Annotated in this window: 20 protein-coding genes; 17 read left to right on the forward strand and 3 right to left on the reverse strand. The window is 69.6% G+C overall.

From position 1 onward, the window contains the following. Window positions 1-76 precede the first annotated feature (76 nt). The 4 genes from ACZ0AA_RS00905 to ACZ0AA_RS00920 all read left to right on the forward strand — a co-directional run bounded on the left by ACZ0AA_RS00905 (window position 77) and on the right by ACZ0AA_RS00920 (window position 4,290). Entirely contained in the window at window positions 77-1,243 is a 1,167-nt protein-coding gene (locus ACZ0AA_RS00905) for a Na+/H+ antiporter NhaA (RefSeq protein WP_400861510.1), read from the forward strand. A gap of 34 nt (window positions 1,244-1,277) precedes the next feature. Further along, window positions 1,278-1,958 (forward strand): nucleoside triphosphate pyrophosphohydrolase, encoded by a 681-nt coding sequence (locus ACZ0AA_RS00910; RefSeq protein ID WP_400861508.1) that lies wholly within the window; start codon window positions 1,278-1,280, stop codon window positions 1,956-1,958. Between the two features lie 65 nt (window positions 1,959-2,023). Next, complete coding sequence (locus ACZ0AA_RS00915; protein ID WP_463513806.1) at window positions 2,024-3,274, forward strand: histidine--tRNA ligase; 1,251 nt, start codon at window positions 2,024-2,026, stop codon at window positions 3,272-3,274. Between the two features lie 203 nt (window positions 3,275-3,477). Beyond that, window positions 3,478-4,290 carry an SGNH/GDSL hydrolase family protein gene (locus ACZ0AA_RS00920; protein ID WP_400861505.1) on the forward strand — a complete coding sequence of 271 codons (813 nt, stop codon included), beginning with the start codon at window positions 3,478-3,480 and terminating at the stop codon, window positions 4,288-4,290. On the opposite strand, the gene ACZ0AA_RS00925 is transcribed toward ACZ0AA_RS00920, so the two are convergent. Next, window positions 4,259-4,783: a VOC family protein gene (locus ACZ0AA_RS00925; protein WP_400861503.1), complete on the reverse strand. Its 525-nt coding sequence runs from the start codon at window positions 4,781-4,783 to the stop codon at window positions 4,259-4,261. The genes ACZ0AA_RS00920 and ACZ0AA_RS00925 overlap by 32 nt on opposite strands. 101 nt (window positions 4,784-4,884) lie before the next feature. Between ACZ0AA_RS00925 and ACZ0AA_RS00930 the strand changes: the two genes are divergently transcribed. Next, complete coding sequence (locus ACZ0AA_RS00930; RefSeq protein ID WP_400861500.1) at window positions 4,885-5,118, forward strand: hypothetical protein; 234 nt, start codon at window positions 4,885-4,887, stop codon at window positions 5,116-5,118. A gap of 2 nt (window positions 5,119-5,120) precedes the next feature. Beyond that, window positions 5,121-5,924, forward strand: coding sequence for an AraC family transcriptional regulator (locus ACZ0AA_RS00935; RefSeq protein WP_400861498.1), 804 nt, complete (start codon window positions 5,121-5,123; stop codon window positions 5,922-5,924). Here the strand turns inward: ACZ0AA_RS00935 and ACZ0AA_RS00940 are convergent, their stop codons facing one another. Both ACZ0AA_RS00940 and ACZ0AA_RS00945 read right to left on the reverse strand, forming a co-directional pair. Then, window positions 5,925-7,151 carry an APC family permease gene (locus ACZ0AA_RS00940; RefSeq protein WP_400861495.1) on the reverse strand — a complete coding sequence of 409 codons (1,227 nt, stop codon included), beginning with the start codon at window positions 7,149-7,151 and terminating at the stop codon, window positions 5,925-5,927. It abuts the gene before it with no gap. Window positions 7,152-7,205: 54 nt separating this feature from the next. Beyond that, window positions 7,206-7,676 carry a PaaI family thioesterase gene (locus ACZ0AA_RS00945; protein ID WP_463511893.1) on the reverse strand — a complete coding sequence of 157 codons (471 nt, stop codon included), beginning with the start codon at window positions 7,674-7,676 and terminating at the stop codon, window positions 7,206-7,208. 99 nt (window positions 7,677-7,775) lie between these two features. Here ACZ0AA_RS00945 and ACZ0AA_RS00950 point away from each other — a divergent pair, with 99 nt between their 5' ends. The 11 genes from ACZ0AA_RS00950 to ACZ0AA_RS01000 all read left to right on the forward strand — a co-directional run bounded on the left by ACZ0AA_RS00950 (window position 7,776) and on the right by ACZ0AA_RS01000 (window position 17,971). Further along, a complete protein-coding gene (locus ACZ0AA_RS00950) occupies window positions 7,776-8,126 on the forward strand; it encodes a GntR family transcriptional regulator (RefSeq protein ID WP_400861490.1) in 351 nt (116 codons plus the stop codon). Then, window positions 8,123-9,142: a DUF1648 domain-containing protein gene (locus ACZ0AA_RS00955; RefSeq protein WP_463511894.1), complete on the forward strand. Its 1,020-nt coding sequence runs from the start codon at window positions 8,123-8,125 to the stop codon at window positions 9,140-9,142. Before ACZ0AA_RS00950 ends, ACZ0AA_RS00955 begins: the two co-directional genes overlap by 4 nt. Window positions 9,143-9,191: 49 nt before the next feature. Further along, window positions 9,192-10,145 carry a CPBP family intramembrane glutamic endopeptidase gene (locus tag ACZ0AA_RS00960; protein WP_400861486.1) on the forward strand — a complete coding sequence of 318 codons (954 nt, stop codon included), beginning with the start codon at window positions 9,192-9,194 and terminating at the stop codon, window positions 10,143-10,145. Between the two features lie 31 nt (window positions 10,146-10,176). Then, a complete protein-coding gene (locus ACZ0AA_RS00965; protein WP_400861483.1) occupies window positions 10,177-10,836 on the forward strand; it encodes an O-methyltransferase in 660 nt (219 codons plus the stop codon). 100 nt (window positions 10,837-10,936) lie between these two features. After that, the gene (eno, locus tag ACZ0AA_RS00970) at window positions 10,937-12,217 is read left to right on the forward strand and encodes a phosphopyruvate hydratase (RefSeq protein ID WP_400861481.1); all 1,281 of its coding nucleotides are present in this window, start codon (window positions 10,937-10,939) and stop codon (window positions 12,215-12,217) included. Between the two features lie 53 nt (window positions 12,218-12,270). Further along, a complete protein-coding gene (locus ACZ0AA_RS00975; protein ID WP_463511895.1) occupies window positions 12,271-12,819 on the forward strand; it encodes an FtsB family cell division protein in 549 nt (182 codons plus the stop codon). 67 nt (window positions 12,820-12,886) lie between these two features. Continuing rightward, window positions 12,887-13,429, forward strand: a complete 543-nt coding sequence (locus ACZ0AA_RS00980; RefSeq protein WP_400861478.1) for a DUF501 domain-containing protein — start codon at window positions 12,887-12,889, stop codon at window positions 13,427-13,429. 11 nt (window positions 13,430-13,440) lie between these two features. Next, window positions 13,441-14,718 carry a S8 family serine peptidase gene (locus tag ACZ0AA_RS00985; protein WP_400861475.1) on the forward strand — a complete coding sequence of 426 codons (1,278 nt, stop codon included), beginning with the start codon at window positions 13,441-13,443 and terminating at the stop codon, window positions 14,716-14,718. Window positions 14,719-14,757: 39 nt separating this feature from the next. Beyond that, window positions 14,758-16,227 (forward strand): NAD(P)/FAD-dependent oxidoreductase, encoded by a 1,470-nt coding sequence (locus ACZ0AA_RS00990; protein WP_400861472.1) that lies wholly within the window; start codon window positions 14,758-14,760, stop codon window positions 16,225-16,227. 281 nt (window positions 16,228-16,508) lie between these two features. Next, the gene (locus ACZ0AA_RS00995; RefSeq protein WP_463511896.1) at window positions 16,509-17,315 is read left to right on the forward strand and encodes a cation-transporting ATPase; all 807 of its coding nucleotides are present in this window, start codon (window positions 16,509-16,511) and stop codon (window positions 17,313-17,315) included. Continuing rightward, entirely contained in the window at window positions 17,312-17,971 is a 660-nt protein-coding gene (locus ACZ0AA_RS01000) for a DedA family protein (RefSeq protein ID WP_463511897.1), read from the forward strand. Before ACZ0AA_RS00995 ends, ACZ0AA_RS01000 begins: the two co-directional genes overlap by 4 nt. Window positions 17,972-17,983: the final 12 nt, after the last annotated feature.

Below are 17,983 nucleotides of genomic sequence, written 5' to 3' on the forward strand. Positions count from 1 at the left end.
TATCCCGGGTCGGGACCGTGCTCTGAACGCATGACGGCGCGAGACGCCGGGCACGGGCGCAACTACCATGGGGGCGATGCGCATCTCCGCGAACCCCCTCCGAGGTCAGCAGTTCCCCGCTGTCCTCCTCCTCGTCGCGGCAGGACTCGGCATCCTCCTGGCGAATCTCCCGTCGCACGATGCGCTCGCCGCAGTCCTCGACTTCCATATCGCGGTCCCCGGCACCGTCCTCGACCTCTCGATCGAGCACTGGGTGTCCGACGGGCTGCTCGCGGTGTTCTTCCTGGTCGTGGCGATCGAGCTGCGACACGAGCTGACCCACGGCGAGCTCGACTCTCCGAGCAAGGCCGTGCAGCCGGCGATCGCCGCCGCAGGGGGCGTGCTGGTGCCGATCGCCGTCTATCTCCTCATCGCGGGCGACTCGGCGACCGCCACCGGCTGGCCCATCCCCACCGCGACCGACATCGCCTTCGCGCTCGGCGTCCTCGCCATGTTCGGCCGCGGGCTGCCCTCGAACGTGCGGGTGTTCCTGCTCGCGCTGGCGATCCTCGACGACATCATCGGCATCATCTTCATCGCCGTGCTCTTCGCCCACGATGTGCAGTGGCTGTTCCTCGCCCTCGCCGTCGTCGCGGTCGTGGCCTTCTGGCTGCTGAGCAGACTGCTGCACGCCAAGGGGCACCCGGCGATCGCCGTCGCGATGGTCGTGGTCGGCATCGTCGCCTGGGGCCTCGTGGCGTCGTCTGGAATCCATGCCACGATCGCCGGCGTGATGCTCGGGCTCGTGATGTCGCCCGTCCCTGCCGCGCGCACCCGTCACGCTCTCGAGCCGACGGTGAACGGCGCGATCCTGCCCCTCTTCGCCTTCGTGGCCGCGTTCGTGGTGATCCCCGCTCTCGCACCGTCCGAGCTGTCGCCCGCCTTCTGGGGGATCGTCGTCGCCCTGCCCATCGGCAAGATCGTCGGAATCTCGCTGTTCGGATGGCTGGCGATGCGGATCCGGCCCCGAGGTTCAGCGCCCGCCTTGCCGTTCGCCGACATCTTCGCCGCCGGCGCGCTCGGGGGGATCGGCTTCACCGTCTCGCTGCTGCTGGCCAATCTCGCCTTCGCGACCGATGCGGGCATTCGCGACCAGGCGATCCTGGGCGTGCTCGTCGGCTCGCTCGCGGCGCTCATCCTGTCGGGCGTCATCGTCTCGCTCCGTGCCCGCACCTACCGACGCCTGGGCGTCGTGACCCCGTGACCAGGAGGCAGGGACGATGACGGCAGGGAGAGCGATGTCCGAGGCAGTGCCGGTGAGCGCAGACCGCGACCGCGACGCGCTTCGCGCCGCAGCCGAGACGATGCGGGAGGTACGAGAGCGCTGCGTCTGGTCTCAGCAGATCACGCACCGCGATCTCGTGCCGTATCTCATCGAGGAGTCGCACGAGGTGATCGACGCGGTCGAGAACGGCACGCGCGACGATCTGCGCGAAGAGCTCGGCGACCTGCTCTGGCAGGTGCTGTTCCACGCCGCCATCGCTGCGCAGGATCCGGACGACCCGTTCGACATAGACGATGTGGCGGCCACGCTGACCGAGAAGATGGTGCGTCGGCACCCTCACGTGTTCGGCGGCGAGACCGCGACGACGCCCGAAGAGGTCCTCGTGCACTGGAACGCCGCGAAGGCGGCGGAGAAGCGCACGAGACGAAGCGTGCTCGACGGGATCCCGCGCGGGATGCCGGCGCTCGCCCTGGCGCAGAAGATCGTCGGTCGAGCTGCCGGAGCCGGTGTCATCGACGCCGAGCCGGATGCCGCGGAGGCTGCCGCGAGGCCGACGTCGGAAGCCGAGCTGGGCGACGCGCTGCTGGGCCTCGTCGCGCTCGCCCGCACCGAGGGCTGGGATGCGGAACGAGCACTGCGGGAACGGCTCCGAGGCATCGAGGACGAGGTCCGCGAGGCGGAATCGGGGGACTGAGGCCACGGCCTGCCCCGCCGACCTGGAAGGATGGAGGCGTGGCTACTGTGAACCCGCCGCGCGGAATGCGCGACATCCTCCCCGCCGACAAGGCACGCCGTGAGCGAGTCCTCTCGGTCATCCGCGATCGCTACCGGTCTCACGGCTTCGACGAGATCGAGACGCCCGCACTCGAGGAGTACTCGCGACTGCATGCCGGCATCGGCGGCGACAACGAGAAGCTCGCGTACAACGTGCTGCGCCGCGGCCTCGACGCCGAGGCGATCCGCGAGTCGGCCGACGACCAGGGTGCACTCGCCGATCTGGGACTCCGCTACGACCTCACGGTGCCGCTCGCTCGCTTCTTCGCCAGCAATCGGGGGCAGCTTCCCGGCGTGTTCCGCTCCATCCAGATCGGGCCGGTCTGGCGCGCCGAGCGCCCCCAGAAGGGCCGCTACCGACAGTTCGTGCAGTGCGACATCGACATCATCGGTGACGACTCCTCGCGAGCAGAGGCCGAGCTCATGGTCGCCTCGCTCGACGCCGTCGACGCGCTGGGCCTGGACGGAGCGACCGTCCGCATCAATGATCGCCGGGCACTCGACTGGATGCTCGACAGCTTCGGTTTCACGGGCGAGGAGCGCCCCGGCGTTCTGATCACGATCGACAAGCTCGACAAGATCGGCCCAGACGGCGTCGCTGCCGAACTGCGCGAGCGCGGCTCGGCCGCGACCGCCGTCGACGCGTTCGAGGCTTTCCTCCTTCGTCCGCAGACCATGGAGTACAACCCCTTCGGCGAGCGGCAGATACGCAAGGCGCTCCCCGAGAACGCGCCCGAGGAGATCGTCGGGCACCTCGTCGGCATCGGCGAGGCCGTCGCCGCTGGTCGAGGTGCGACCGACATCCCGCTGGTCTTCGATCCGTTCCTCGTGCGCGGCATGGGCTACTACACCGGCACGATCTTCGAGCTCGCGCATCCGTCGGTGGCGTACTCGCTCGGCGGCGGAGGTCGCTACGACGGGATGATCGGGCGGTTCCTCGGCCAGCAGGTCCCGGCCGTGGGGTTCTCGCTCGGCTTCGAGAGGCTCGTCGATCTCCTGACGACGGGAGCGGATGCCGGCGAGCGTGCCGTCGTGCTCATCCACGACGCCGACGTGCCGGTCGCCGAGCTCGTCGCTCACAAGGCCGGACTCGTGGCATCCGGTGCCAGGGTGCGGTTGGAACGGCGCACGAAGAACGTGAAGGCTCTGCTGGAGCGCTCGGCCGCCGACGGATACACGGAGTTCGCGACCGTGTCCGCGGGCGCTGCCGAACTGGAGCTCAAGCCCCTGTCCTGAGGCTCGGCTCCTCCTTCGCCCGTCGGGCCCGGCTTTCGAACGTCGGGCCCGGCTTTCGAACCCCGGGAGTCCGTCTGCAGGACGACCGCACGGGATGCAGGGGCAGACCGCTGGTTTCGTCCTGCGGACGTGCCCCGGTCCTGCAGACGGACACTGCGGATGCCGTTCACTCGGCGTTCACGCCGGTCGGATCGAATCAGACCATGAGCCGACAGCATCTCGTCGCCTTCACCGCAATCGGTGCCGCGTCGGTCGCGGCCGCCGTCGGCATCCGGTTCGTGCTGACGCGTCAGGCGGCGATCGCGCGTCGGCGCATCGGCAAACCGCTAGGCGAGCGGTCGATCGATGCGGATCGCGTCTGGCGTCGTGCGCTCGACGGCGATCCTGTGCAGCTCCTGGTGCTGGGCGACTCGGTGGCGGCGGGTCTCGGCGCCGAGCGCCGCAAGGAGACGCTCGGCGGTCGGCTCGCGAAGGGCATGGCGCGGCGCATGCGGCGACCGGTCCGCCTGCGCACCGCCGCGGTCGTCGGCTCGGAGTCGCCCGATCTCGCTGCCCAGCTGGCGGGTCTGCCCGACGGGTATGCACCGCACGTGGCCGTGATCGTGGTCGGCGGGAACGACGTGACCCACCGCCTCCCGCTCGCCGTCTCGACGCAGCACCTGCGCGACACGATCCTGCAGCTGCGGCGCCGCGGCACCGAGGTGGTCGTCGGCACATGCCCCGACCTCGGTGCGCTGCGCCCCGTGCCGCAGCCGCTGCGGCGCCTGATCTCCAGCATGTCTCGCAGGTTGGCCGAAGCGCAGGCCGAGACCGCGCGATCGGCGGGGGCGAGCCCTGTCGATCTCCGCAGAGCCGTGGGTCCGATGTTCTTCGACGATCCGGAGGCCATGTTCAGCATGGATCGCTTCCATCCGAGCGCGCTCGGCTATCGGCGCACGGCCGAGGTGCTGCTTCCTGTCGCGTGCCTCGCCGCGGAGGCGGCGCTCAGCTCGCGTCGTCAGCCGGGGCCGCACTGAACGAGGCGGCCCATTCGGCGACGCGACGCGCGCTCTCGTCATCCGAGAGGTCTTCTACCCGGGTCATCACCGACCATCGCACGCCGAAAGGGTCGCGGATGCTCGCGAATCGGTCGCCTGAGACGAAGGCCGACGGAGCTTCTCGCACCGTCGCTCCCGCAGTGACCGCCCGCTCGACCACGGCGTCGACGTCCGAGACGTAGAGGCCCATCGAGTAGCAGTCGTCGTCACCCGAGGGCGCGGGCACCAGGTGATACTCCGGGCTCGGCTCGCCCAGCTGCAGGCGGCCGAGGCCGAAGTCGAGATCGGCGTGGGCGACGACGCCCCCGAACTCCGTGACGTCGACGACGCGAGCACCGAAGACGTCTCGATAGAAGTCGATCGCCTCTCTGGCTCCGGGGATCGCGAGGAACGGGGTGAGCGAGGTCGCGCTGTGCGGGCGGCCGTCGGTGGTGTGTGCGCCGGTCACGCCGGTCGTATTGTCTGGGGTCATGCGTTCACGGTACGGATTCGCGGGCGGCGTGCGCTTGAAGATCCGCGACAGACTGCGGCGCACAGGGCTGCTCGAGGGGCGTGGGTCGTAGGGTCGAGATCATGGATGTCGAGTACCTCGGACCGACGGTGTCGGCGATGTGGCTGACCGTCGCGATCCTCGCCGGTGGGTTCGCCCGCACTCGCAACAGGTCTGCACTGGCGTGGTTCGTGCTCACCGTCTTCCTGGGACCGATCGCGGCGTTCCTGCTCGTGGTGTGGCCGCCTGCTGATCCGGTTGCGGCGCCATCGCCGCGTGTCGCGGGGCCTCCCGCGGCTCGCCCGAGCGACGAGTAGACGTGCGTCCGACCCGAGGGGTGCTGTACCCGGCCCGGCTGCCCGAGTTCCACCGTCTGCCGCCCGCTGCGGCCGCGCGGGATCTCGTCGTGTGGTTCTGGATCCCGGAGTGGTCGATCGAGCCCGGACGATCCTCACGCCAGGAGGTCGTCGGCTACCCGGCGCTGAATCTCGTGGTCGAGCAGGGCGTCGTGACCCTGTCCGGCGCGACGACGCGGGCGTCGCATCGCGACCTGACCGGCACCGGCTGGGCCGTCGGCGCGCTGCTGCGGCCCGGCGCTGTGGGAGCACTCGTCGACGACCCGGGGACGCTCGTCGACACCGAGCAGACAGTCGATGCGCCCGATCTCGCTGACGCGGTGAGTGCTGCGATGGCGACGGGAGAGGGGCGCCGCGAGCGTGCCGCCGCGGTGCTGTCCGACTGGCTCGTGCGCCGGGTCGGACCTCTCGACGAGAGTGCCCGGCACGCGAACGCGCTGGTCGAAGTGCTCATGGGCGATGATGCAGCCGGGAGCCTCGAGGAGGCGGCGCTGAGACTCGCTGTCTCGACCCGCACCCTGCAGCGGCTGTGCCACCGGTATGTCGGCGTCTCGCCGGCGGCGATGATCCGTCGGCGCCGCCTGCAGGAGGCGGCCGAGCGGATGCGTCTCGACCCGGGGGTCGACCTGGCGGGCCTTGCGGCCGAGCTCGGATACTCCGATCACGCCCACCTCACGCGTGACTTCCGCAGCATCCTCGGCATCGCCCCTCGGACGTATCGTGCCGGGTCGTCTGAGCAGTTCCGGGACGAGAGCGCGCGGGCCTGATCACCGCGACAGTCTGAGGCGCGTCATCCGATAGACCACTCCGAGGAGCACGACCACGGTTCCGATCGCCGAGGCGACGACCGGCAGCGTGTTCACGAGCAGGAGGCACCCCAGCGCTCCGATGACCTGCAACGCGCGCGGATAGCGGCGAGCCTCCGCCTGCTGTCGGAACGCCGCGGCGTTCGCGATGAGGTAGTACAGCAGCACCCCGAACGAGGAGAATCCGATCGCATCGCGGAGATCGGCGACGAACACGATCAGCACGACGATGATCGCGATCGCGATCTCGGCACGGCGGGGCACCTGCCAGCGCTCGTCGATCTTCGCGAGGAACCGCGGCAGATCCTGCTCGCGGGCCATGGCCAGGGTCGTCCGCCCGATGCCCGTGAGTAGCGCGAGCAGAGCGCCGAGGGAGGCTGCCGCCGCAGCGACGCGGATCACCGGGGTGAGAGCCGGCCAGCCGGTGGCCGCGGCGACGTCCGCCAGAGGCGTCGTGCTCGTCGCCGCGTCGCCGCCGAGCACGACGATGACCGTGATCGCGACGAGCGTGTAGACGGCGACCGCACCACCCAGTGCGAGGGCGATCGCCCGCGGGATCGTCCGAGCGGGGTCGACGACCTCTTCACCCATCGTCGCGATGCGCGCGTACCCCGCGAAGGCGAAGAAGAGCAGTCCTGCTCCCTGCAGCACGCCGTATGCGCTGGCGTCAGGGAGCGGGGCAGGGGAGGCTGCGGACGACCCGCCGAGTCCGGTCGCGACGACGACGGCGAGCCCCAGCAGCGAGCACACGACGAGGATCCGGGTGACGAGGGCGGTTCGCGTGACGCCGAAGCAGTTGACGGTCGCGAGAGCGACGACCGCGGTCGAGGCGATCGGCACCCGCCAGCCTTCGGGCGCCGCGTAGGCGGCGAAGGTCATGGCCATCGCGGCGCAGCTCGCGATCTTGCCGATCACGAAGCTCCAGCCGGCGATGAAGCCCCACCACGGGCCGATCTCAGCTCTGGCGTACGCGTAGGTGCCGCCGGCCACGGGGTGGGCTGCGGCGAGCTGCGCAGACGCGGTGGCGTTGCAGTATGCGACGAGCGCGGCGATCGCCAGGGCGAGCAGGATGCCGCTGCCGGCGACGCCCATCGCCGGAGCCCACACCGAGAACACGCCGGCGCCGAGCATCGACCCGAGTCCGATGGCGACGGCGTCGCCGAGTCTCAGGCGGCGTGCGAGGGGCATCCCGTCATCGTGCCATGCGAGGGTGAACTCCGAGTGTCTGCGCCACCCTGCGGGTCAGCTCCGCGTGGCGGTGATGCGCTTCTTCTCTCGGATGTAGACCTCACGACGCACTCTCGCGACGACATCGCCGTCGCGGTCGGTGATCACTGTCTCGAACCACTCGAGCACCTTCGCTCCGCCGTGGGCACGCTCGCGGATCTCTGCGGCCCGCTCCCTGCTGACCTCGAATTCGGCGGTGAGGACTCCCCGGCCCGGTTTGAGGAACTCGATCTCGCCGCGGGTGTCCCACACCACGTAGTCCCGTCCGAGCTGGTGCATCACGAGCATGAAGAAGTAGGGATCGGTCATCGCCGACATCGAGCCGCCGAACGCCGTCTTGACGTAATTGCGCGTGAAGACGTTCACGTGCAGCTCGACGGTCGCCTGGGTCCAGTCCTCGCTGAAGCGGCGGATGCGGATTCCGCTGAAGAGGTTGGGGATCCACAGGCTCATGCCCGTGGCGAGGCGGCGGGGAGTGATGCGCATGAGGTCAGTGTGGATGATGCAGCGAGGGAGGCGAAGCTTGCTGGAGGGTTCCGACAGTTGTTATAGTTCTCCTATAACTAGTAGAAATTCAGGAACGCGATGCTGATTCGAATCGATGCCGACAGTGCTCGGCCGCTCTTCGATCAGGTCGCGGCGTCCGTCCGTGCCGACGTCCTGACCGGGCGGCTCGGCCCCGGCGATCGGCTGCCCGCCGCGCGCGAGCTGGCAGATGCCCTCGAGATCAATCTGCACACGGTGCTCCGCGCCTATCAGCAGCTCAGAGACGAGGGTCTGATCGATCTGCGTCGCGGCAGGGGAGCGGTGGTCGCAGCCTCCGCCGCACCTCTGGCCGAGCTCGCACAGGACATCACCGCGCTCGTCGCCCGCGCCGCCTCGCTCGGCGTCTCGTCCACGACCCTGGCCGCCCTCATCAAGGAGACCGACGCATGACCCCCGAGATCCGCAGAGCCCGCACCGCCTACTGGTGGGTGGGGGTGATCCTCCCGCTGGCGCTGATCGCGCTCGCGAGCATCGTCGTGCTCGCCTGGCTCCCCGAGGTGCCGGACCCTGCGGCTATCCACTGGGGTCCCGACGGTGTCGACGGCTTCGCCCCTCGGTGGACGCCCCTCGTCCTGCTGATCGGTCTCGGCGGAGGTGTCGTCGTGCTGTTCGCGTTCATCGCGCTGTTCTCCCACAGACTCCCGCAGCGGGGAGCTGCCGCACCGGTCCCGCAGCCGCAGTGGTCCGCGACCGCGCGGCTGCTCGGTGCGACGAGCCTCGGCATGGCGGGGATGATGGCGACGCTCGCCATCGTCACAACCGCCGCGCAGCGGGGGCTCGCCGATGCCGCGGACGCGGCCGACATCACGCCGTGGGTCCCCGTGTTCCTTGTCGTCCTGGCCGCCCTGAGCGTGGCGGGCTGGTTCCTGCAGCCGAAGACCGCCATCCCCGCACGTCCGTCCGATGCTCCGGCGCCGCCGCTGCCCCTGGCCGATCACGAGCGTGCGGTGTGGATGCGAAGCGTGTCCATCGCGAAGTCGGGACAGATCGTGCTCGGTATCGGGGTGTTCTTCGCGATCGCGATGACTGTCCTGCTGCTCGCGCAGGGGATCGCCGCGGGATGGATCACGGCGGCGGTCTCGCTCCTCCTGGTGGTGGTCGTCGTCACGGGGCTGTCCTTCCGCGTCCGTGCGAGCCCGGCCGGGCTGCGTGTTCGCTCCGCGGCAGGATGGCCGCGTCTCGCCATCCCGGCCGACGAGATCGCGAGCACCCGTTCGATCCAGGTCGACCCGTTCGCCGAGTTCGGCGGCTGGGGATATCGCATCGGCACGGACGGACGGCGCGGGTTCGTGCTGCGCGCCGGCGAGGCCCTCGAGGTCACCCGCACGAACTGGCGGGTGTTCGTCGTCACGGTCGACGACGCGGGCACCGCCGCATCCGTCCTCGCAGCAGCCGCGCGGCGCTGATCCCATCGCCGACCCGCGCACTCAGAGCATCCGACCGAGGAGAACCATCATGAACCGCATCCGCATCGCCGCCGTCATCGCGTTCACCGTGCTCGCCTGCGGGCTCGCCTGGCTCGCGGCTCTGCCCCTGTGGCTGGGCGACGGTCTCGCGGAGCCGGTCGCGGGTGTCCTGCTGCCCGTGATGATGCTGACACCCGCGGTCGCAGCCCTCGTGATCACCTTCACGATGCGCATCCCCGCCCCCGGCGAACGGGTGCGCTTCTTCGGGCTCTGGCCGCTGCGCCCGGCCAAGCGCGTCGTCTGGCTCATGGTCATCGGCTGGCTCGCCCCTCCACTCGTCGTGGGCCTCAGCATCCTGCTCGCCGCGGCGCTCGGGTTCATCCGGCTCGATCCGACCTTCGCGGGATTCTCGGCCGAACTCACGAAGATGCTTCCCGAGGGCACGCCCATGCCGCCGGTCGAGCTCCTCGTGATCTCGCAGATCGCGATGATCCCGCTGGGCGCCCTCTTCAACAGCGTCCTGGCCTTCGGCGAGGAACTGGGGTGGCGTGGGTGGCTCGTGCCGGCGCTGCGACCCCTCGGCACCTGGCCGACCCTGCTGATCAGCGGAGCGATCTGGGGGCTGTGGCACAGTCCGGTGATCCTCCTCGGCTACAACTTCGGCCGCACCGACTTCACCGGTGTGCTCTTCATGGTCGGCGGCTGCGTCGCCTGGGGCATCCTGCTCGGTTGGCTGCGTCTGCGCTCGGCGTCCGTCTGGCCGGCGGTTCTCGCCCACGGCTCGCTGAACGCCGCGGCCGGCCTCGTGATCCTCGTCTCCGCCTCGCAGCCCGATCTCGCGCTCGCCGGCCCGCTGGGCATCGCCGGATGGATCGCGGCCGCGGTCGTGATCGCGATCCTCATCGTCACCGGACAGTTCCGTCAGCAGCCCGAGCTGGCAGGAGCGCCCGGTCGGCTGCTGTCCGCTCCGCGCGACGGAGGACAGTCGCCGCACCCCTCTTGACGGTCCCACTGCCTCGCGGTTTGCTGAGGGCATGGATTCCACTCCCGCCGCCTGGTCCCACGCCGACGCCTATCTCGTCGACACCCTCGTCGGTCACGATCCAGAGCTCGAGGCGGCGCTCGTCGCGCAGCGCGACGCGGGGCTGCCGGCCATCGAGGTCGCGCCGGTCTCGGGCAAGCTGCTGCACCTGATCGCGCGCATCAGCGGCGCTCGCCGTGTGCTCGAGATCGGCACGCTCGGCGGATATTCGACGATCTGGCTCGCGCGGGCCGTGGGGCCGGGCGGCCGGGTCGTCACGGTCGAGGCCGAAGCCGACAACGCCGCCGTCGCCCGCGCCAGCATCGATGCCGCCGGTGTCGGAGACCGGGTCGACATCCGGATCGGCCGGGGGGCGGACGTGCTCCCGACCCTCGTCGGCGGTTTCGATCTCGTCTTCATCGACGCGGACAAGGAGTCGAACACCGTCTACCTCGACTGGGCGGCGAAGCTGGGGCATCCCGGAACCGTCGTCATCCTCGACAACATCGGACGAGAGGGTGAGATCGTGCGTGCGGACTCGACGGACTCCAAGGTCGTCGGCACCAGAGACGCACTGCGGATGCTCGGGGAGGATCCGCGGTTCGACGCGACCGCGCTGCAGACGGTCGGTGCCAAGGGCTGGGACGGCTTCGCGCTCGCCGTCGTGGTGTGAGCCGCCGAGACGGACCCGAGAGGTCGGCGGCGAGCGGGCTAGACTGGGCGCGGATCGACGACGCTCCACACAACGTTTTCTCTGAGCAAGGAGCACATCAGTGGCACTGATCGAGGCTGTAGGCGCACGCGAGATTCTCGACTCGCGCGGTAACCCGACCGTTGAGGTGGAGGTGCTCCTCGACGACGGTGTGGTCCAGCGGGCCGCCGTCCCGTCCGGTGCATCCACCGGCGCATTCGAGGCGTACGAGCTCCGTGACGGCGACAAGAGCCGCTACGGCGGAAAGGGCGTCGTCAAGGCCGTCGACGCGATCATCGACGAGCTCGGCCCGGCGCTCGAGGGCGTGGAGGCGAGCGAGCAGCGCATCGTCGACGCGATCCTGATCGAGACCGACGGCACGGAGAACAAGCAGCGCACCGGCGCGAACGCGATCCTCGGCGTCAGCCTCGCGGTGGCGAAGGCCGCGGCCGACTCCGCCGACCTGCCCCTGTTCCGCTACCTGGGCGGACCGAACGCGCACCTGCTGCCCGTTCCGCTCTTCAACGTCATCAACGGCGGCGAGCACGCCGACAACGGCATCGACATGCAGGAGTTCTTCCTGGCCCCGATCGGCGCCGAGACGTACTCCGAGGCGCTCCGTTGGGGTGTCGAGACCTACCACGTGCTGCGCGGGGAGCTGAAGGCCGCCGGATACGCGACGGGTCTCGGCGACGAGGGCGGCTTCGCCCCCGATCTGCCCAGCAACCGCGAGGGCCTGGACTTCCTCGTCAAGGCGATCGAGAAGGCCGGATTCACGCCGGGCACCGACATCGCGCTGGGCCTCGACGTCGCAGCCACCGAGTTCTTCAAGGACGGCGTCTACCGCCTCGACAACAAAGACTGGACCGGCCCCGAGCTGATCGAGTACTACGAGGGCCTCGTCAACGACTTCCCGATCGTCACGATCGAGGACGCCCTGGCTGAAGACGACTGGGACAACTGGAAGCTCCTGACCGACGCTCTCGGCTCGAAGGTCCAGCTCGTCGGCGATGACCTGTTCGTCACGAACCCGACCCGTCTCGCGGACGGCATCAAGCGCGGCGTCGCGAACTCGCTGCTCGTCAAGGTCAACCAGATCGGGACGCTCACCGAGACGTTCGACGCGGTCAGCCTCGCGCAGCGCTCGGGCTACACCGCGATGCTGTCGCACCGCTCGGGTGAGACCGAGGACACCACGATCGCCGACCTCGTCGTCGCGACGAACGCGGGTCAGATCAAGGCTGGTGCGCCTGCTCGCAGCGAGCGCGTCGCGAAGTACAATCAGCTTCTGCGCATCGAGGAAGAGCTGGGCGAGGCGGCGGTCTTCGCCGGCCGTTCGGCGTTCCCGCGCTACCAGGGCTGAACACTGCTGAGACAGACACACGCCGCCTGAGCGGCACGTACGGAGGAGGAGCCGTGGCACGACGACCGGCTCCTCCTTCGGCGTCTTCGGGTGCCTCCCGCCCCACCACGACGGTGAAGCCGCCGGCCCGCCAGCCGCGGGGAGCGGCGAATCGCGGCTCCCAGGAGCGTCGAGTCGATGTGCGCGAGTGGGCGTCCGGCATCCGTCTCTCGGCGTTCTCGGTCATCATGCTGTCGCTCGTCGTGCTCGGGGCCTGGGTGCTGGTGCCGACACTGGGCACCTTCATCGACCAGAGGCAGAAGATCTCGGCTCTGGAGGAGTCGATCCAGGTCTCCGAAGACCAGATCGCCGCGCTCGAGCAGGAGCGCGAGCGCTGGAGCGATCCTGCCTACATCACCACGCAAGCACGCGAGCGCCTGTACTACGTCAAGCCCGGCGAGGTCGTCTACCTGATCGACAACGATCTCGATCCCGCGGCGCTTCCGCAGCAGCAGGGACCGGTCAGCGACACCCTCGAGGAGACGCCGTCCGACTGGATGCCGCAGCTGCTGCGCACGCTGACATCCGCGGGACTGAGCGACACGGCGGCCGTCAGCCGCTGACGGTCCGCGCATCCGCCGGGGAGTGCGCTCCGAGCATCCTCCCGGTCGGCTCCCGTACGCTGGACGGGTGACCACGCCGCCATTCCCCGCTCCCACGACCGCCGAGCTCGCCGTGGTGTCGGCCCAGTTGGGAAGGACCGCCCGCGGCGTCGTGGGCATCGCGGCCCGATGCGTGTGCGGCAACCCCACAGTCGTCGCCACGACGCCCAGGCTTCCCGACGGAACACCGTTCCCCACGTTCTACTACCTGACGCATCCGGTCGCGACCGCTGCGATGTCGACCCTCGAGGCGACGCAGGTCATGCCCGAGCTCGCAGCACTGCTCGCCGAGGACGAGGAGGTCGCAGCGGCCTATCTCGCAGCGCACCAGGCGTACCTCGCCGACCGGGCGCAGTTCGGCGAGGTCGGCGAGATCGACGGGATCTCCGCCGGCGGCATGCCGACCCGCGTCAAGTGCCTGCATGCTCTGGCGGGGCACGCTCTCGCGGCAGGTCCGGGCGTGAACCCGATCGGCGACGCTGCTCTCGAGCGTTCGAGCTGGTCGCCGGAGAAGTGCCGGTGCGACGACCCCGGCGCCGCCCTGCGTGACGCTGAGGCATCGACCGCATGAGGCGACCGCGGATGCTGCGCAACGGTGCCGCGCTGGCGACGATCGTGGCATCCGTCCTGCTCCTCGGCGCGGCAGCGACCCCGCCGCCCGTGCCGGACGATCCCGCAGACCCGGATCGCGCGGCCCAGTACTGGCTCGACGGCGCCGGCATCCGTGAGGCCTGGCAGACCACTCGCGGCGATGGAGTGACGATCGCCGTCATCGACACCGGGATCGGCAAGGTCCCCGGAGTCTTCGATGACGCCGTCGTGGGCGGCACGGATGTGTCCGGCACCGGAACTCCCGACGGGCGTACCCCGGTGGGAGCCATCGACGGCAATCACGGATCTTGGGTGGCCTCGCTCGCCGCCGGACGCGGCTCCGCAGACGGCAAGGGGATGATCGGAGTCGCCCCTGAGGCCGATCTGCTGTCGATCTCGGTGGGTTTCGGAGCTGCCGCCGCCGTGCCGTTCACCGAGCAGGTCGCGAAGGCGATGCGCTGGGCGGTCGATCATGGTGCCGACATCATCAATCTCTCGTTCACCACGAACACGCTGGACTGGGACCGGAGCTGGGACGACGCGTTCCTCTACGCCTTCGAGCACGATGTGGTGGTGGTCGTCGCCGCGGGCAACCGGGGGAGCGGCACCAACATCATCGGCGCCCCCGCGACGATCCCCGGCGTGCTGACGGTCGGTGGAGTCGATCAGACGGGCACTGCGAGCATCGAGGCGTCGACGCAGGGGATCACCATCGGGATCGCCGCTCCCAGTGAGGGGCTCCGGGGCGTCTCGGCAGACGGCACGGTCGTGCCGTGGAGCGGCACCAGCGGTGCGGCGCCCATCGTCGCGGGAATCGCCGCTCTCATACGATCTGCGCATCCCGACCTCGATGCCGCGAACGTCATCAACCGCATCATCAAGACCGCCATCAAGGTGCCGGGCATGGCAGACCTCCCCGATCCCCTCTACGGCTACGGTCTGGTGGATGCCGAGGCGGCGATCACGACCGACGTGCCCGAGGTCTCCGAGAATCCGATGGGCGACCTCGCCGAGTGGGTCCGGCTGTTCCGACGCGCGGAGACGGTTCCGCAGCCCGAACCCAGCGTCGCACCGGTCGAGGTGCCACCCCTGCCGGATGCTGATGCGCCGTCCGAACCCGGTTCACCGCTGCTTCCCAGCGCTGAATCGCTGCGCTACGGTACCCTGCCGCTCATCGCGCTCACAGTCCCTGGTATCCTGATAGCGCTTGGCGTCACCGCAGCTGCCCGGCGCATCCGATCGGCGCGCGCTCGCACGCCACATCCCTGACTCCCGAGGAGTTGTCCCCCTGTGCCTCAGAACAGCACTGTGCCCAAGATTCTGATCGTCGGTGGAGGCTACGCAGGCTTCTACACGGCGTGGAAGCTGGAGAAGCACCTTCGCAAGGGTGAAGCAGACGTCACCATGGTCGACCCGCTGCCGTACATGACGTACCAGCCGTTCCTCCCCGAGGTGGCTGCCGGCTCGATCGAAGCCCGCCACTCGGTGGTCGCACACCGTCGCCACCTGAAGCGGACGAACGTGCTCACCGCCAAGGTGACCGGAATCAACCACGCCGAGAAGGTCGCGACGATCACCCCTCCCGTGGGAGAGCCGTACGAGTTCTCGTACGACCAGATCGTGGTCACCGCGGGTGCGGTCTCCCGCACGTTCCCGATCCCCGGCATCGCAGACAACGCGATCGGCCTGAAGACGATCGAAGAGGCCGTCGCGATCCGTGACCGCCTGATGTCGAACTTCGACAAGGCCGCATCGCTGCCCGCGGGCCCCGAGCGCGACCGTCTGCTGTCGGTCGTCGTCGTCGGCGGCGGCTTCGCCGGCATCGAGGTCTTCGCCGAGCTGCGCTCGCTCGCCTCGTCGCTGGTGGGCAAGTACCCGCAGCTCAGCTTCGAGGACACGCACTTCCACCTCATCGAGGCGATGGGTCGCATCATGCCCGAGGTGTCGCTGCCGACGAGCGAGTGGGTGCTCAAGGACCTCGCGAAGCGCGGCGCCAACGTGCACCTCGACACACAGCTGACCAGTGCGATCGACGGCAACGTCGAGCTCTCGACCGGCGAGATCATCCCGACCGACCTCATCGTCTGGACCGCAGGTGTCATGGCGAACCCGACCGTGGTCCGCGGTGGCGACCTTCCCGTCGAAGAGCGCGGTCGCATCCAGACCCGTGCAGACCTGCGAGTCGGCACCCCCGAGGCATTCGTTCCGGATGCCTGGGCAGCCGGCGACGTCTCAGCCGTTCCCGACCTCTCCGGCGGCGGAGTCGGCGGCTTCTGCGTGCCGAACGCCCAGCACGCGGTGCGCCAGGCGAAGCTGCTCGCGAAGAACCTCGTCGCCGTTCTGCGCGGTGAGGAGCCGAAGGAGTACTTCCACAAGAACCTCGGCGCCGTCGCGGGCCTCGGTCTCTACAACGGTGTTTTCCAGTCCGGCAAGATCGCCCTCAAGGGCTTCGTCGCCTGGGTCGCGCACCGTGGCTACCACGGCCTCGCGATGCCCACGTGGGAGCGCAAGTTCCGCGTGGTCTGGGGCTGGTGGAACAACCTGTGGCTCGGCCGCGACATGGTCAACCTCGAGACGGTGCAGAACCCGCGCTACGTCTTCGAGGAGTTCGCCGCTCGCCCGCGTCCGGCTGCCGACGCACCTGCGCCCGCTGTCACGGCTCCTGCCGAGCAGGCGAAGGCCGTAGACAAGGCTGCCGATGAGAAGCCCGCCGGCGAGAAGACCGCGGTCAAGAAGCCGGCAGCGAAGAAGTCTGCTGCGACGGCTGCTGCCAAGTAGTCCTCTCCTCGAACGCCCCGACTCCTGGGAGTCGGGGCGTTCGGCGTCTCTGCGAGGGTGTGTCTCGCATCCCGCTCATAGGCGCGATTGCTAGCCTCGGCAGTGCAAGGGGAGTACTCCCGTCTGCGGTGGTGTCGTCATTACGGATACGAAGTCGTGTCCCGGCCCACCGGCCCGCGAGGGTGGAGGAGACCTGGCGTCCGTATCCGCGGACGACCATGGACCCTCACCGCCCTGCTGTCGAGTCCCGTGGTCGTCCACACCACGAAGGAACCGTCACCATGGGAAAACTCAACCGACTGCTCGGGATGGCCGCTCGCGCTCTCGATCTCGACGAGAGCGGATCCCGCACGGACCGCACCGGCTCGCATGCAGCGACGCCGCCTTCACCGGTCGGTCGTCAGGGCGGTACAGATCGCTACGCGCCTCCGCCCGCCCGCCCGGCGGCTCGGGATCCCTACTCGCCTCCTGCACCCGGCGCACCCGGCGCGGCCGGCGCGATCTCGGATGCCGACCGTGCAGCGATCGCGCGATACGACTACCTGCTCGAGACCGCTGATCCGCACCGCGTCGAACAGATCCATCGAGAGGCCTTCGCGCGTCTGACCCCCACTCAGCGTGCACAGGTGCAGCAGCGCATGAATGCCGAGCTCGCACCGGGCGAGCGTCCTGCATCGTCCTCGCCCGATGATCTCGCCCGCGCGGCCGGTCGGTCGGAGGCGGCGCGTCCTGGGCGTATGCGGGGCATACTCTCGCGCGTGCGCGGATTCGGCGCCGCCGGTGCCGTCGGCGGTGCCGCGATGGGGGCGTTGGGGGTCGTCGCGGTGGGTGCGATCGGCAGCGCCGTCGCCGCGCCTCTTCTCGAGCAGGCCGCCGGTCTCGGAGTCGACTTCGACGCACTCGCCCAGGGCGTCGACATCGAGGCGATCGCGAGCGGCCTCGGCGGCGAGGAGCTCGCGGGTGCTGCGGAAGGCGTGCTCGGATCCGCCGGGGAGACCGTCTCCGGTCTCGGCGACACGGCGAGCGAGTGGGGGCAGCGGCTCGGTGACCTCGGGATTCCCGGAATCGGCGATCTGTTCGGTCGATGAGCATCGCGAGCATGGCCGCAGCCGACCCGACGGCGTCTGATCACGGTTTCTCCGGTCTCACCGGATTCGCCGCCGATGTCCTCACCCATCTCGGCGACATCGGTGTGGGTGTGCTCGTGTTCCTCGAGGTGCTCGTCCCACCCATTCCCAGCGAGGTGATCCTGCCCTTCGCGGGGTACCTCAGCCAGAGCGGTGACCTCACCCTCGGATGGCTGATCCTCTGGAGCACTCTCGCGTCGTGGCTCGGCGCGCTTCTGCTCTACTGGCTTGGGGCGGCCATCGGCATCGAACGGGCGGTGCGGCTCCTCTCCGCCACCAAGCTGGTCAGCCGTGCCGACCTGGATCGGGGAGTGGACTGGTTCCGGCGACGCGGCGGATGGACGGTGCTCGTCGGCCGGATGGTTCCCGGTGTGCGGAGCCTCATCTCCATCCCGGCGGGCGCGACGCGCATGAACCTGGTCCGATTCAGCGCGTACACGATCGTGGGAAGCGGCCTGTGGAATGCGCTGCTCATCGGGGTCGGCGCTGTGCTCGGCACTCAGCACGAGCAGCTCGAGCACCTGCTCGGATACCTCGACTACGCCGTCTACTCGGCACTGGCCATCGCGCTCGCCGTTCTGATCCTCCGGCGCGTCCGTGAGGCGCGTGCGTCCTAGGCGCCTTTCGGT

Source organism: Microbacterium sp. AC035, from assembly GCF_979258485.1.

Excerpts from the sequence above, each read along its gene's own strand:
- ACZ0AA_RS00985 (WP_400861475.1), top strand. The coding sequence starts at position 13,441 with ATGCTGCGCAACGGTGCCGCGCTGGCGACGATCGTGGCATCCGTCCTG.
- ACZ0AA_RS00965 (WP_400861483.1), top strand. The coding sequence starts at position 10,177 with ATGGATTCCACTCCCGCCGCCTGGTCCCACGCCGACGCCTATCTCGTC.
- ACZ0AA_RS00955 (WP_463511894.1), top strand. The coding sequence starts at position 8,123 with ATGACCCCCGAGATCCGCAGAGCCCGCACCGCCTACTGGTGGGTGGGG.
- ACZ0AA_RS00905 (WP_400861510.1), top strand. The coding sequence starts at position 77 with ATGCGCATCTCCGCGAACCCCCTCCGAGGTCAGCAGTTCCCCGCTGTC.
- ACZ0AA_RS00945 (WP_463511893.1), bottom strand. The coding sequence starts at position 7,676 with ATGCGCATCACTCCCCGCCGCCTCGCCACGGGCATGAGCCTGTGGATC.
- ACZ0AA_RS00915 (WP_463513806.1), top strand. The coding sequence starts at position 2,024 with ATGCGCGACATCCTCCCCGCCGACAAGGCACGCCGTGAGCGAGTCCTC.
- ACZ0AA_RS01000 (WP_463511897.1), top strand. The coding sequence starts at position 17,312 with ATGAGCATCGCGAGCATGGCCGCAGCCGACCCGACGGCGTCTGATCAC.
- ACZ0AA_RS00995 (WP_463511896.1), top strand. The coding sequence starts at position 16,509 with ATGGGAAAACTCAACCGACTGCTCGGGATGGCCGCTCGCGCTCTCGAT.
- ACZ0AA_RS00940 (WP_400861495.1), bottom strand. The coding sequence starts at position 7,151 with ATGCCCCTCGCACGCCGCCTGAGACTCGGCGACGCCGTCGCCATCGGA.
- ACZ0AA_RS00930 (WP_400861500.1), top strand. The coding sequence starts at position 4,885 with ATGGATGTCGAGTACCTCGGACCGACGGTGTCGGCGATGTGGCTGACC.
- ACZ0AA_RS00960 (WP_400861486.1), top strand. The coding sequence starts at position 9,192 with ATGAACCGCATCCGCATCGCCGCCGTCATCGCGTTCACCGTGCTCGCC.
- ACZ0AA_RS00950 (WP_400861490.1), top strand. The coding sequence starts at position 7,776 with ATGCTGATTCGAATCGATGCCGACAGTGCTCGGCCGCTCTTCGATCAG.
- ACZ0AA_RS00920 (WP_400861505.1), top strand. The coding sequence starts at position 3,478 with ATGAGCCGACAGCATCTCGTCGCCTTCACCGCAATCGGTGCCGCGTCG.
- ACZ0AA_RS00910 (WP_400861508.1), top strand. The coding sequence starts at position 1,278 with ATGTCCGAGGCAGTGCCGGTGAGCGCAGACCGCGACCGCGACGCGCTT.
- ACZ0AA_RS00925 (WP_400861503.1), bottom strand. The coding sequence starts at position 4,783 with ATGACCCCAGACAATACGACCGGCGTGACCGGCGCACACACCACCGAC.